At 72.9% G+C, this 12844-nt stretch carries 12 protein-coding genes; 10 read left to right on the top strand and 2 right to left on the bottom strand.

From position 1 onward, the window contains the following. Positions 1-26: 26 nt before the first annotated feature. The 10 genes from QSK10_RS00575 to QSK10_RS00530 all read left to right on the top strand — a co-directional run bounded on the left by QSK10_RS00575 (position 27) and on the right by QSK10_RS00530 (position 11014). Positions 27-854 carry an SDR family oxidoreductase gene (locus QSK10_RS00575; protein ID WP_432705311.1) on the top strand — a complete coding sequence of 276 codons (828 nt, stop codon included), beginning with the start codon at positions 27-29 and terminating at the stop codon, positions 852-854. A gap of 104 nt (positions 855-958) precedes the next feature. Then, entirely contained in the window at positions 959-2938 is a 1980-nt protein-coding gene (locus QSK10_RS00570) for a HelD family protein (protein ID WP_285660548.1), read from the top strand. Positions 2939-2949: 11 nt separating this feature from the next. Continuing rightward, positions 2950-4290, top strand: coding sequence for a replication-associated recombination protein A (locus QSK10_RS00565; RefSeq protein WP_432705283.1), 1341 nt, complete (start codon positions 2950-2952; stop codon positions 4288-4290). After that, complete coding sequence (locus QSK10_RS00560; RefSeq protein WP_285660546.1) at positions 4287-4859, top strand: hypothetical protein; 573 nt, start codon at positions 4287-4289, stop codon at positions 4857-4859. The genes QSK10_RS00565 and QSK10_RS00560 overlap by 4 nt, the downstream gene beginning before the upstream one ends. 79 nt (positions 4860-4938) lie before the next feature. Further along, on the top strand, positions 4939-5427 hold the full coding sequence (locus QSK10_RS00555) for a DUF948 domain-containing protein (protein ID WP_285660545.1): 489 nt from the start codon (positions 4939-4941) through the stop codon (positions 5425-5427). A gap of 3 nt (positions 5428-5430) precedes the next feature. Next, complete coding sequence (locus QSK10_RS00550) at positions 5431-5718, top strand: hypothetical protein (RefSeq protein WP_285660544.1); 288 nt, start codon at positions 5431-5433, stop codon at positions 5716-5718. Next, positions 5715-8396 (top strand): alanine--tRNA ligase, encoded by a 2682-nt coding sequence (gene alaS / locus QSK10_RS00545; RefSeq protein ID WP_285660543.1) that lies wholly within the window; start codon positions 5715-5717, stop codon positions 8394-8396. Before QSK10_RS00550 ends, alaS begins: the two co-directional genes overlap by 4 nt. A 79-nt stretch (positions 8397-8475) precedes the next feature. Continuing rightward, the gene (ruvX, locus tag QSK10_RS00540; protein ID WP_285660542.1) at positions 8476-8955 is read left to right on the top strand and encodes a Holliday junction resolvase RuvX; all 480 of its coding nucleotides are present in this window, start codon (positions 8476-8478) and stop codon (positions 8953-8955) included. 51 nt (positions 8956-9006) lie between these two features. Further along, positions 9007-10191 (top strand): endolytic transglycosylase MltG, encoded by a 1185-nt coding sequence (gene mltG, locus QSK10_RS00535; protein ID WP_285660541.1) that lies wholly within the window; start codon positions 9007-9009, stop codon positions 10189-10191. A 1-nt stretch (position 10192) separates the two neighbouring features. Next, a complete protein-coding gene (locus QSK10_RS00530; protein ID WP_285660540.1) occupies positions 10193-11014 on the top strand; it encodes a shikimate dehydrogenase in 822 nt (273 codons plus the stop codon). A 46-nt stretch (positions 11015-11060) separates the two neighbouring features. On the opposite strand, the gene QSK10_RS00525 is transcribed toward QSK10_RS00530, so the two are convergent. Both QSK10_RS00525 and QSK10_RS00520 read right to left on the bottom strand, forming a co-directional pair. After that, the gene (locus tag QSK10_RS00525) at positions 11061-11942 is read right to left on the bottom strand and encodes a GNAT family N-acetyltransferase (protein WP_285660539.1); all 882 of its coding nucleotides are present in this window, start codon (positions 11940-11942) and stop codon (positions 11061-11063) included. Beyond that, complete coding sequence (locus QSK10_RS00520; RefSeq protein WP_285660538.1) at positions 11942-12823, bottom strand: GNAT family N-acetyltransferase; 882 nt, start codon at positions 12821-12823, stop codon at positions 11942-11944. Before QSK10_RS00520 ends, QSK10_RS00525 begins: the two co-directional genes overlap by 1 nt. Positions 12824-12844 lie beyond the last annotated feature (21 nt).

Below are 12844 nucleotides of genomic sequence, written 5' to 3'. Positions count from 1 at the left end.
AAGAAGACCGAGACGGCCGAGGCCTGATCCCGGTGACCCTGCTGGTCACCGGGGCCAGCGGCTACGTGGGCGGCCTCGTCGCCCGGCGCGCGCACCGCGCCGGGCACGAGGTCGCCGCCACGTATCTGCGCGCCCCCGGTGACGCCCCCTACGCCTGGGAGCGCCTCGACGTCCGCGACCGGGGCGCCGTGGACGCCCTGTTCCGGCGGCTGCGGCCCACCGCCGTCGTGCACGCCGCCGTCGGCGACCTCGACGACTGGGCCTGCGTCGCCGACGGCGCCGCCTACATCGCGGTGGCCGCCGCCCGCGAGGGCGCCCGGCTGGTGCACCTGTCCAGCGACGCCGTCTTCTCCGGCCGCGCCGCGCCCTACCGCGAGCAGGACCGGCCCGACCCCGTCAACCGCTACGGCGCGGCCAAGGCCGCCGCCGAGACCGCCGTCCGCGCCGTCCACCCCGCCGCCACCGTCGCCCGCACCTCCCTCGTCCTCGGCGACGGGCGCAGCAAGCACGAGGGCTTCAGCCTGGAACTGGCGCGCGGCGAGCGTCCCGGCGCGCTGTTCACCGACGAGGTCCGCAGCGCCGTCCACCCCGGCGACCTGTCGGCGGCCCTCCTCGAACTCGCCGAGGGCGAGCACGCCGGTGTCATCCACCTCGGCGGCGCCGACGCCCTCACCCGCCACGAGCTCGGGTGCCTCGTCGCCGCGCGCGCCGGACTCGACCCCGCCGCGGTGCCCGCCGGGCGCGGGGCCGACCTCGGCGTCCCCCGCCCGGGCGACACGACCCTGGACAGCGGCCTGGCCGCGCGGCTGCTCACCACCCGCCTGCGCGGAGCGAGGGAATTCCTCGGCGGGTAGGATCTCTGATCCCCGTCGCAGCCGGGCGAGCCGGACGTCCACCACACGGCCGGGCCTAAGGCAGTGGGTTCCCTCTTCCGATCGGCACCGAAGGCGGATTCTCCATGCCCGCAGTCAACACGACCACGACCGACACCGCCCTCGACGCCGAACTCGGCGCCGAGCGCGACCACCTCGCGGCCTCCCACGTCGCCCTCGCGCGGATGCGCGACCGCACCAGCGGCCTCGTCGACGCCGGTGGCAACGCCTACTCCTCCGAGGCCCTCGGCAAGGCGCGCGCGCTGCGCCTGAAGGACCTCGCCGACCTGCCCGACGTGCCCCTGTTCTTCGGGCGCATCGACTTCCCGGCCGAGCACGGGGGTTTGGAACACTGGCACGTGGGGCGGCGGCACGTGGTGGACGAGACCGGCGAGCCGCTCGTCCTCGACTGGCGCGCCCCCGTCTCGCGGCTGTTCTACCAGGCCAGCGTGCGCGAGCCCATGGACGTCACGATGCGCCGCCGCTTCGGCTTCGCCGGGGGCCACCTCACCAGCTTCGAGGACGAGAACCTCGCCTCCGGCGTCGAGACCAGCAGCGCCATCCTCGCCGCCGAGATCGAGCGGCCCCGCGTCGGCCCCATGCGCGATATCGTCGCCACCATCCAGCCCGAGCAGGACGACCTCGTCCGCGCCGGGCTCGCCGACTCCGTCTGCGTGCAGGGCGCCCCCGGCACCGGCAAGACCGCCGTGGGCCTGCACCGCGCCGCCTACCTGCTCTACACCCACCGCGACCGCCTCAAACGCAACGGCGTCCTGGTCGTCGGCCCCAACACCGCCTTCATGTCCTACATCGACCAGGTCCTGCCGACCCTCGGCGAGGTGGACGTCACCCAGGTCACCGTCGCCGAACTCGTCGAGGGCCTGGTCGTCAAGGGCACCGACGCGCCCGAGGCGGAGGTCCTCAAGCACGACGAGCGCATGGCCGAGCTGCTGCGCCGCGCCGTGTGGTCCCACCTCGCGCGCCCCGAGGGCACCCTCACCGTCACCGACGGCGGGTGGCGGCACCGCGTCGGCGAGGAGGACCTCACCCGCGCCGTCGACGACACCCGCCGCGAGGGGCTGCCCTACCACGTGGGGCGCGAGCGCGTCCGCGCGCTGATCGTCGCCGCCGTGCAGCGCAGCATCGAGCGCCGCACCGGCGAGTCCCCGGCCGAGGGCTGGCTGCGCAAGCTCGGCCGCGCCAAGAGCGTCACGGGCGTTCTGGACGCGGTGTGGCCGCCGCTGGACCCGAAGAAGCTGCTCACCCGCCTGTTCACCGACGCCGATTGGCGCGAGGGCCTCAACCGCGACTTGTTCACCGGCGACGAGCTGGCGCTGCTGGCGTCGAAGACGAAGACCCCGCGCTTCACCACCGCCGACGCCGTCCTCGCCGACGAGATCGCCGGGCTGCTGGAGCGGCCCGCCGGGTTCGGGCACGTCGTGGTCGACGAGGCCCAGGACCTCTCGGCGATGCAGTGCCGCGCCATCGCCCGGCGCAGCGCCCACGGGTCCATCACCGTGCTCGGCGACCTCGCGCAGGGCACCTCGCCGTGGGCGGCCCGCGACTGGGCGGTCTCCATGGCGCACATGGGCAAGCCCGACGGGCGGGTCGTCGCGCTGACCACCGGCTTCCGCGTGCCCGAGTCGATCATCGAGCTGGCCAACCGGCTGCTGCCGGACCTGGGCGTGGACGTGCCGGAGGCGAAGTCGCTGCGGCGCGACGGCCTGCTGGACGTGCGCGAGACCGGCGAGCTCGCCGCCGAGACCGCCGCGGCCGTCGCCGACGCCCTGAAGTACGAGGGCTCGGTCGGCGTCATCGCCACCCGCGACGTGCTGGACGCCGTCGGCGAGGTCCTGCCCGCGGACGAGCGCGTCACGCTCATGCCCGCCGACCTGGCCAAGGGCCTGGAGTACGACCACGTGATCGTGGCCGAGCCCGCCACGATCGTGGCCGCCGAGGCACGGGGGATGAACCGGCTCTACGTGGTCCTCACCCGCGCGGTGTCGCGGCTGACGATCGTGCACGCCGAGCCGCTCCCGCCGGCTCTCGTCACCGCGTCCCGGTAGTGTGGCCGAGCGTGGATGAGCCCGGACTGTTCGACCTGACCCCCACCGCCGCCGAGCCGGAGGCGGTCGACCCGCACGCGCCACTGGCCGTGCGGATGCGGCCGCGGACGGTGGACGAGCTGGTCGGGCAGGAGCATCTGCTGGTCGCGGGCGGGCCGCTGCGGCAGCTCGTCACCGGAGACGCCCCTCTGTCGTTGATCCTGTGGGGCCCGCCGGGTTCGGGGAAGACCACCATCGCGCATCTCGTCGCGCACTCCTCCTCCCGGCGCTTCGTGCCCCTGTCGGCGCTCTCGGCGGGTGTGAAGGAGGTCCGGGCGGTCATCAACGAGGCGAAGATGCGGCGCCGCTCGGGCGTCCAGACCGTGCTGTTCATCGACGAGGTGCACCGCTTCACCAAGACCCAGCAGGACTCGCTGCTTGCGGCGGTGGAGGACCGGACGGTGACGCTGCTGGCCGCCACCACCGAGAACCCCTACTTCTCGGTCGTGTCGCCGCTGCTGTCGCGCTGCGTCCTGCTGACCCTGGCGGCGCACGGCGAGGAGCACATCCGCGCGCTGGTGCGCCGGGCCGTCACCGACGAGCGCGGCCTGGGCGGCGAGGTCGAGCTGAGCGCCGAGGCCGAGGACCACCTGGTGCGCCTGGCCGCCGGTGACGCGCGCAAGGCCCTCACCGCCCTGGAGGCGGCGGCCGGCTCGGTGAAGGCGCTCGGCGAGCGCCTCATCAGCGTCGAGGCCGCCGAGAAGGCCGTCGACACCGCCGCGGTGCGCTACGACCGCGACGGCGACTCCCACTACGACGTGTCCTCGGCGCTCATCAAGAGCCTGCGCGGCTCCGACGTCGACGCCGCCCTGCACTACCTGGCGCGCATGATCGTGGCGGGGGAGGACCCGAGGTTCATCGCCCGCCGCCTGGTCATCTTCGCCAGCGAGGACATCGGCATGGCCGACCCGACGGCGCTGCTGTCGGCCTCGGCCGCCGCGCAGGCGGTGGCGTTCATCGGCATGCCCGAGGGCCGCCTGAACCTCGCCCAGGCGGTGGTGCACCTGGCCACCGCGCCCAAATCGAACGCGGTCATCAAGGCCATCGACGCCGCCATCACCGACGTCCGCGAGGGCAAGGTGGGCAACGTCCCGTCCCACCTGCGCGACGCCCACTACGGCGGCGCGAAGGACCTCGGGCACGGCAAGGGCTACCGCTACCCCCACGACGACCCGCGCGGCGTGGTCACCGCCGACTACGCGCCCGAACCGGTGCGGGGACGCACCTACTACGAGCCGTCCCGGCACGGTGCCGAGCGCGAGGTCGGCGAGCGGCTGGAGAAGATCCGGCGGATCGTGCGGGGCGGGACGTGAGCCCGGCCTCCCGGGAACTGCGCCGCGAGCACCGGCTGCGGCTGGCGACCTACGCGACGGCGGCCGTCCTAGCCATCGGGTTCGTGCCGATGCTGCTGCTGGCCCGCGAGGCCGGGGAGGACCCCGTCTTCGCCGACCTGGACGACCTCGCGCTGCCCGGCTGGGCGGCCACGTCCACCGCCGACGCGGCCACCGGCAACCGCTGGTGCGTGGGGGAGTGCCGCACCCGGGAACGCACCTGGACCTCGGCGCGGACCCTGCCCGAGACCCGCGACGCCTTCGCGGAGGCGCTGCGCGAGGAGGGCTGGGAGCCGCTGCTGCTGGAGGGCTGCCCGCCCGGCGTGGACGTCGTGGGCTCCTACGCGTGCTGGTCGCGCGACGAGTACGTCCTCGACCTGTGGATCCGGCCCGTTCCCTGTGACGTCACCGATCTGGCCGCCCGCGACAAGTGCTCCGGGGCGCTCGCCACGGCCGTCGTCCGCGACCGCGTGGCCGACCCGCGCCCCGTGGGCGGGTCCGGGCGTGAGGAGCGCGCGATGGGCGTACGCCGGTCGGGGCCGCCCACGTGACGGCGGGTAAGGTCAGGGCCGTTGTCCGTTTCGGACGGGCCACCATCCCAGACCTCACAACTCCACGCAAGGGGGACCTGTGGACGCCGGAGAGATCGCCGGTCTGATCGCCGCGGGCGCGCTCGTCGTGTTCGTGCTCGTGATGATCTTCGTCCTCATCAAGGCCGGCCGCCTGCTCGACGCGGCCACGCAGACCATCAAGGGCGTCGACTCCAAGATCGTCCCGATCCTGTCCAACGTGAACACCACGGTGGACAACGTGAACACCGCCCTCGTGCAGGTGCACTCCTCCCTCGACGGGGTGAACATCCAGCTGGAGCGCGTCGACACCATCACCGCGCACGCCCAGCAGGTCACGGCCAACGTGGCCAACCTCTCCACGATCGTCACCGCCGCCGCGTCCAACCCTCTCGTCAAGGTCGCCGCGTTCGGGTACGGCCTGCGCAAGACCATCGCCTCGCGCCGCGCCGCCGACGAGGACCGCGACGTGCGCGACGCCCTGCGTCAGCGCCGCGCGACCGAGAAGGCCGAGAAGAAGGCCGCGCGCGGCAAGCACGCGAAGGGATAGTCCATGGTCAAGCGGATCTTCTGGCTCGGGCTCGGCCTCGCCGCCGGAGCCATCGTCGTGCACCAGGTGGCGCGCCGGGCGCGCAAGCTCACCCCCGGGGGCATCGCCGACACCGCGCGTAAAAGCGCTGTCGGTGCCGCCGACGGCGCACGTAGCTTTATGGCCGAGGTCTTCGACACGATGCACGAGCGCGAGGCGGAGATCTACCAGGCCATGGCCGACGGCCAGCTCATCCCGTCCGATGACGACGAGGATGATTTCGACACACGAGAGGGTGGCACACGCCGATGAGAACCGCGGAGGTCAAGCGCCGGTTCCTGGCTCACTTCGAGAAGAACGGACACACGGTGGTGCCCAGCGCACCGCTTCCGGCGATCGAGGACCCCAACCTGCTGTTCATCAACGCGGGCATGGTCCAGTTCGTCCCGTACTTCCTCGGACAGTCCACCCCGCCCTGGAAGCGCGCAACGTCGGTGCAGAAGTGCATCCGCACCCCCGACATCGACGAGGTCGGCAAGACCAGCCGCCACGGCACGTTCTTCCAGATGAACGGGAACTTCTCCTTCGGCGACTACTTCAAGGAAGAGGCCATCCGCCTCGCCTGGGAGCTGGCCACCGGCAAGGTGGAGGACGGCGGCTTCGGCCTCGACGGGGATCGCATCTGGGCGACCGTCTACCACGACGACGACGAGGCCCAGGACATCTGGCACCGCGTCATCGGCATGCCCGTGGAGCGCATCGTGCGCCGCGGCAACGCCGACAACTTCTGGTCCATGGGCATCCCCGGACCCGCCGGCCCGTGCTCGGAGCTCTACTACGACCGCGGCCCCTCCTACGGCCCCTCGGGCGGCCCGGAGGTCGACGAGGACCGGTACCTGGAGTTCTGGAACAACGTCTTCATGCAGTACGAGCTGTCGGCGTTCCGGACCAAGGACGACTTCGACATCTCCGGTGAGCTGCCGGCCAAGAACATCGACACCGGCATGGGCCTGGAGCGGATGGCCTCCATCCTCCAGAACGTCGACAACCTCTACGAGATCGACGAGGTCAAGCCGATCCTGGACAAGGCCGTCGAGCTGACCGGCGTCCGCTACGGCGTGTCCACCTCGCAGGTGGCCTCCGAGTCGCACCCGAACGACGTGCGCCTGCGCGTCATCGCCGACCACGTCCGCACCGGCCTGATGCTCATCGGCGACGGCGTGACCCCCTCCAACGAGGGCCGCGGCTACGTCCTGCGCCGCATCCTGCGCCGCGCGGTGCGCTCCATCCGCCTCCTGGGCTTCGAGGAGCCGGCGTTCCCGCACCTGTTCCCGATCGCGCGCGACTGCATGTCGCCGTCGTACCCGGAGCTGGAGGCCGACTTCGAGCGGATCAGCCAGTACGCGTACGGCGAGGAGGAGGCCTTCCTCTCCACCATCAAGACGGGCACCTCGATCCTCGACCTCGCGGTCAAGGAGACCAAGGACGAGGGCGGGTCCGTCCTGCCCGGCAAGCGCGCCTTCGAGCTGCACGACACCTACGGCTTCCCCATCGACCTCACCCTGGAGATGGCCGCCGAGCAGGGCCTCGCCGTCGACGAGCCCGGCTTCCGCGCGCTCATGGCCGAGCAGCGCGCCCGCGCGAAGGCCGACGCCGCCGCGCGCAAGACCGCCCACGCCGACCTGACGGTGTACCGGACCCTCCTCGACGGCAACGGGCCCACCGACTGGGTCGCCTACGAGACCCTGGACGCCGAGGCCACCGTCATCGGCATCCTCTCCGGCGGCGCGCGGGTCACCTCCGCCGCCGAGGGCGAGATCGTCGAGCTGTTCCTGGACCGCACGCCGTTCTACGCCGAGTCCGGCGGCCAGCACGCCGACGCCGGGACCATCACCGGCCCCAACGCGGCCATCGAGGTCATCGACGTCCAGCGGCCGGTCAAGAAGCTCATCGCGCACAAGGTCCGGGTCACCTCCGGCGAGATCGCCGTCGGGCAGAAGGTCCACGCGGCCGTCGACCCCGAATGGCGCGTCGGCGCCCGCCAGGCGCACTCCGGGACGCACGTCCTGCACGCCGCGCTGCGCGAGGTCCTCGGCCCCTCGGCCCTCCAGTCGGGTTCCTTCAACCGGCCCGGCTACCTGCGCCTGGACTTCTCCTGGCGCAAGGGCCTCACCGGCCAGACCCGCGCCGACGTCGAGCAGGCCGCCAACACCGCCATCCGCCGCGACTTCCCCGTCGCCGTGCGGTACATGCCCCTCGCGGAGGCCCGCGAGTTCGGCGCCCTGGCGCTGTTCGGCGAGACCTACGACGAGACCGTCCGCGTCGTCGAGATCGGCGGCGAGTGGTCCCGTGAGCTCTGCGGTGGCACGCACGTCGCGCACGCCGCGCAGATCGGCTCCCTGGCCGTGACCGCCGAGTCCTCGGTCGGTTCCGGGCAGCGCCGCATCGAGGCCGTCACCGGCATCGAGGCCTTCCAGTACCTCGCCCGCGAACGCGACCTCGTGACGCGCCTCAGCGAGGAGCTGGGCGCGCCCCGCGGCGAGCTCGCCGACCGCGTCGGCGCCCTCGTGCGCCGCCTCAAGGACGCCGAGCGGGTCAACGCGCAGCTGTCCGAGAAGCTCATGGGCGCCGAGGCCGCCGAGCTCGTGGCCAGCGCGGCCGACCTGGCCGGTGTCGGGTACGTCTCGCTGCTCGACCCCGAGCAGGACCCGCGCAAGCTCGCGATCTCCATCCGCGACCGCTTCGGCGCGCGTCCCGGCGTGGTCGCCGTGGCCGCCACCAAGGGCGGCAAGGCGTCCCTCGTGGTCGCGGTCAACGACGCGGCCCGCGCCAAGGGCGTCACCGCCAAGGACCTGGTGAAGTTCGCCTTCGGCGGGCGCGGCGGCGGTGGCGACGACGTCGCCCAGGGCGGCGGCGTCCCGGCGGCCGAGGCGAAGAACCTGCTCGGCGCGGTCGGCGAGGAGACCGGCCGCGTCGCCACCGGCGGCTGAGCGGCGCTCAGGCTTAGGCGCGCATTAAAGATCGATCCGACCGGCGGTCCCCTTGGGGGCCGCCGGTTACCATCTGCACGTGACCGAGATCGAGCCCCCGACCCCCGCCCCGGAGTTCCGGCGCGGGCGCAGGCTGTCGGTGGACGTGGGCAAGGTCCGGGTCGGGGTCGCCATGAGCGACCCCGATTGCGTGCTCGCCTCACCCGTGGAGACCGTTCCGCGTGATCTGAGCACGAAGAAGGGCGTTCCCGCCGATATCGCCACGATCGCCGCTCTGGTGGACGAACATGACGTGGTGGAGATCATCGTGGGACTGCCCGTGACGCTCGCCGGCGAGGAGAGCCACGCGGCGCGGGACGCCCGTCACTTCGCGCGACTCCTTGGCCGATCGGTGGAGTCCGTTCCCGTCCGTATGGTCGATGAGCGGCTCACCACCGCGGTGGCAAGCCGTAGGCTTGCGGAGCGGGGTGTCAAAGGGCACCGCCGCAAGGCCGTCGTGGACCAGGCGGCGGCCGTGGAGATCCTCCAGCTGTACCTGGAGCGGATGCGCCGGACCTGACGGCCCACACCGCACTGTTTCCTGGCAACGACGAAATCTGGGGAGAGCGACGTGTCCGTGCTTGACGACTTCGCGCGCACGGGAGAGGGCGGCCCCGGCCGTCCCAAGAGCCATCGCCGCAAGCGCAAGAGCAAGACGGGGATCACGCTCGTCCTCGTCCTGGTGCTGTTCGCGGGGCTTGCCGGGGGCGGCTACTGGGCGTACAACAAGATCCAGGACTCGCTGGCCGCGCCCGACTTCCAGGGCACCGGGACCACCGAGGTGGAGGTGACGGTGCCCGACGGGGCGACCATCGCCGAGATCGCCAACATCCTGTTCAACCAGGGCGTCGTCAAGAGCGCCGCCGCCTTCGTGCAGGCCGCCCAGGACAACCCCGAGTCGCGCGGCCTCCAGGCCGGCACCTACAAGCTCCGCAAGGAGATGTCGGGGAAGGCCGCGCTCGACCTGATGCTCTCCCCGGCCGGCAAGGACAACGACGGCACGCTCGTGCCGCCCGGCCGCGCCATGTGGGACGTCTACGACATCCTGGCCAAGAAGACCGGGATCGCCGCCGAGGACTTCAAGAAGCTCGGCGAGGACCCCGTCGCCCTCGGCGTGCCCGAGGAGTGGTTCAAGCGCACCGACGGCAAGGAGATCGTCAAGAGCGTCGAGGGCTTCCTGTACCCCGACACCTACCAGTTCCCCAAGGACGCCACCGCCGAGGTGATCCTCAAGCAGATGGTCAAGCAGTTCCTCACCGTCACCGACAAGATGGACTTCGTCGGCAACGTCAAGGAGCACATGGGCGGCCTGTCGCCCTACGAGGTGCTGATCATCGCGTCCCTGTCGCAGGCCGAGGCCGGTGTCGCCGAGGACATGCCGAAGATCGCCCGCGTCGCCTACAACCGGGTCAAGGAGATCTCCGACAAGGAGTTCGTGACCGGCTACCTCGAATACGACGTCACCTGGAACTACGGCGAGCAGATGGCCGGGCGCGAGGCGAAGAAGTCGGGCGACATGAGCCTCGACGAGCTGAAGAACCCGCGCAACAAGTGGTCCACGCACGCCTTCAAGGGCCTGCCGCCGACCCCCATCAACAGCCCCGGCGAGACCGCCCTCAAGGGCGCGATGAACCCGCCCCCGGGCGCGTGGCTGTACTTCGTGGCCATCGACAAGGAAGGCCACTCGGCCTTCGCCGACACCAAGGCCGAGCACGACCGCAACGTCGAGAAGGCAAAGCAAAACGGAGTCCTGTGACATGACCGACGAGCACCGCGCCGCCGTCCTCGGCTCGCCCGTGACGCACTCGCTGTCCCCGGTGATCCACAACGCGGGGTACGCCGCCGCCGGGCTCACCGGGTGGAGCTACGGACGCCACGACGTCACCGAGGAGGCCCTGCCGGGCTTCCTCGGCGGCCTCGGCGAGTCCTGGGCCGGGCTGTCGCTGACCATGCCGCTCAAGGAGGCCGGCCTGGACGTCGCCGACGAGGCGTCCCCGGCGGCCCTCGCGATCGGCGCGGCCAACACCCTCGTCCTGCGCGACGGGCGCCGCTTCGCCGAGAACACCGACGCGCCCGGCATCGTCGACGCGCTGCTCGACTCCGGCATGGAGAAGGCGAACACGGTGGCGATCCTCGGCGCCGGCGGCACCGCCCGCGCCGCGCTGGCCGCCGCCGTCGACCTCGGCGCCGCCGAGATCATCGCCTACGCGCGGCGGCCGGAGGCGCTCGCCGAGCTGGAGGGCGTCGCCGAACGGCTCGGCGCGAACCGCTTCACCGGGGCGTCGTGGACGCAGGCGCCCGCCTGCTCGGCCGCCGACCTGGTCATCTCCACCGTGCCCAAGGGCGTCGCCGACGACCTGACGGTCTCCTGGGGCGCGGGCACGACCCTGTTCGACGTGCTCTACGACCCGTGGCCGACGCCGCTGGCGCGCGGCGCGCAGGAGGCCGGGTGCCTCGTGGTGGACGGGCTGGCGCTGCTGCTGGCGCAGGCCGTCCGGCAGTTCGAGCTGTTCACCGGCGTCGGCGCGCCGGTGGAGGCGATGCGGACGGCACTGCGCGCGGCGGCGTACGGGCGCTAGGAGATGGAGTGCGCGGCGGCGTACGGGCGCTAGCGGTGTACCGGAGTCAGCCTCGCCGCAGCTCGCGGCGGGTGGCGTAGGGCCGGTAGCCCAGGCGCGTGTTGACCGCGATCATCGGCGCGTTGTCGGCGTCGTTGTACGTGGCGACCAGCGTGACGCCCTTGGCGGCGGCCGCGCGCAGGCTCGCCGCCTTCACCAGCCCGGCGAGCCCGCGTCCGCGGTGGTCGGCGCGGGTGGCGGCGAGGCTGTTGAAGCCGCGCGTCCCGGAGATGTTGATCATCGTCAGCGCGATCGGCTCGCCGTCCTCGAAGACCACCAGCGAGCAGTCGAGGTCCAGGACCCCGGCGTTGGTCGCGCGGGCGCGCCAGTCGGCGAACGACAGGTCCCGGTACTCCACCACCGAGGGCAGGTCGGTCAGCCGGTGCAGCGCGTAGGCGCCGCGCATGGCCGCCGGGTCGGCGAGGGGGACGAGCGCCAGGCTGGCGGGGACGGCCGGCTCGGCGACCTCGCGCGGGTCGACGGCCGACACGCGCGTCTCGGCGGCGACGGCGAACCCCCGGCGCCCGGCGAAGGCCACGCCCGCGTCGTGGTCGGTGGCCGCGTGCACGACGGCCGCCCCGGCGCCGTCCAGGTGCGCCGCCAGCCGCGCCCACAGCGCCGCGCCGTACCCGCGCCCCCGGTGCCCGGGGGCGACGATGACGTTGGCGGTGGACGCGCCGGGCGCCAGGAACCGGTCGGTGGCCGCCGTCCCGACCCCGATGACCTCCCCGCCGGCCTCGGCCAGCAGCGTCAGCCGCCGGTCCCCGGGCGCGCTCCGCGCGTCGATCCGGTCGATGAGGTCCGCCGAGGCCATCGTGTACGGCGTGGCGGCGCGGGCGAGGGCCAGGCGCGCGGGGGTGTCGCCGGGCACCGGCGTGCGGATGAGCATCAGGACTCCCGGACCATGATCGTGATCTCGGTGTGCAGGCGGTACCCGAGCGACTCGTTGGCCGCGATGATGGCGGTGTTCTTCGCGCCGTTCCAGGTGAGGGCGCGGGTCATGCCCTTCTTCGCCCCGGCGGTCAGCGCGGCGACCTTCACCGCGCGCGCCAGGCTGCGGCGGCGGTGGCCGGGACGGGTGCCCGTGCGGGTGGTGAGCATCCGGTCTTCGGTGACCGCGGTGAGCGTCATCGCCACCGGCAGGTCGCCGTCGTAGGCGACGAAGCACAGCTCGGGATCCAGCGGGATGACACCGTCGCGCCGGGCCAGCCACTCCTCGAAGGGCTTCGCCGCGTACGGCAGCGTGAGCGGGAGATCGGGGCCGAAGGCCAGGTCGAGCTCGTGGAAGGCGCGCAGGTCGGGCAGCTCGCTGCCGGCGCGCAGCGTGATCCCGTCCGGCGCCGGTTCGCCGGACGCCTCGCGCGGATCGAAGGTCGCGACGCGCGTGACGCCGTGGGCGGCGAATCCGCGCCGCTCGGCGAAGGACCGCGAGGTCTCCTCGAAGACCGAGGCCGTCACGTGCCGGGCGCCGATCGCGGCCAGGTGCGCCTCGGCCCGCGCGTACAGCCCGGCGCCGATGCCCGCGCCGCGATGCTCCGGCAGGACCATGACGTTGACGCTCCCGGCACCGCGGGCGGGGTCGTCGAGGTCGGCGCCGCAGGTGGCGACGAGACGGCCGTCCACCTCGGCGGCCAGGCGCAGCCGGTGCGGGTCCGGCTCGGCCGGATCCGTGCCCATGATGGCGGGGGTGGCGACGGAGAAGGGCACGCACGCGCGGTGGAGGGCGACGCGGGCGTCGATGTCTTCGGGCACTACGGGGCGGATGAGCATGGGGCCAGTGTGCCCCGGTGA

The organism is Actinorhabdospora filicis (genome assembly GCF_030269765.1).
GTDB classification, from domain to species: domain Bacteria; phylum Actinomycetota; class Actinomycetes; order Mycobacteriales; family Micromonosporaceae; genus Actinorhabdospora; species Actinorhabdospora filicis.
Note: the sequence above shows the minus strand (reverse complement) of the source record. Positions and strands in the feature narration are given on the sequence as shown.

Bases quoted from the DNA above. Each gene is read 5' to 3' on its own strand.
- QSK10_RS00520 (WP_285660538.1), bottom strand. From the start codon at position 12,823: ATGCTCATCCGCCCCGTAGTGCCCGAAGACATCGACGCCCGCGTCGCC.
- alaS (WP_285660543.1), top strand. From the start codon at position 5,715: ATGAGAACCGCGGAGGTCAAGCGCCGGTTCCTGGCTCACTTCGAGAAG.
- QSK10_RS00530 (WP_285660540.1), top strand. From the start codon at position 10,193: ATGACCGACGAGCACCGCGCCGCCGTCCTCGGCTCGCCCGTGACGCAC.
- QSK10_RS00550 (WP_285660544.1), top strand. From the start codon at position 5,431: ATGGTCAAGCGGATCTTCTGGCTCGGGCTCGGCCTCGCCGCCGGAGCC.
- QSK10_RS00570 (WP_285660548.1), top strand. From the start codon at position 959: ATGCCCGCAGTCAACACGACCACGACCGACACCGCCCTCGACGCCGAA.
- QSK10_RS00525 (WP_285660539.1), bottom strand. From the start codon at position 11,942: ATGCTCATCCGCACGCCGGTGCCCGGCGACACCCCCGCGCGCCTGGCC.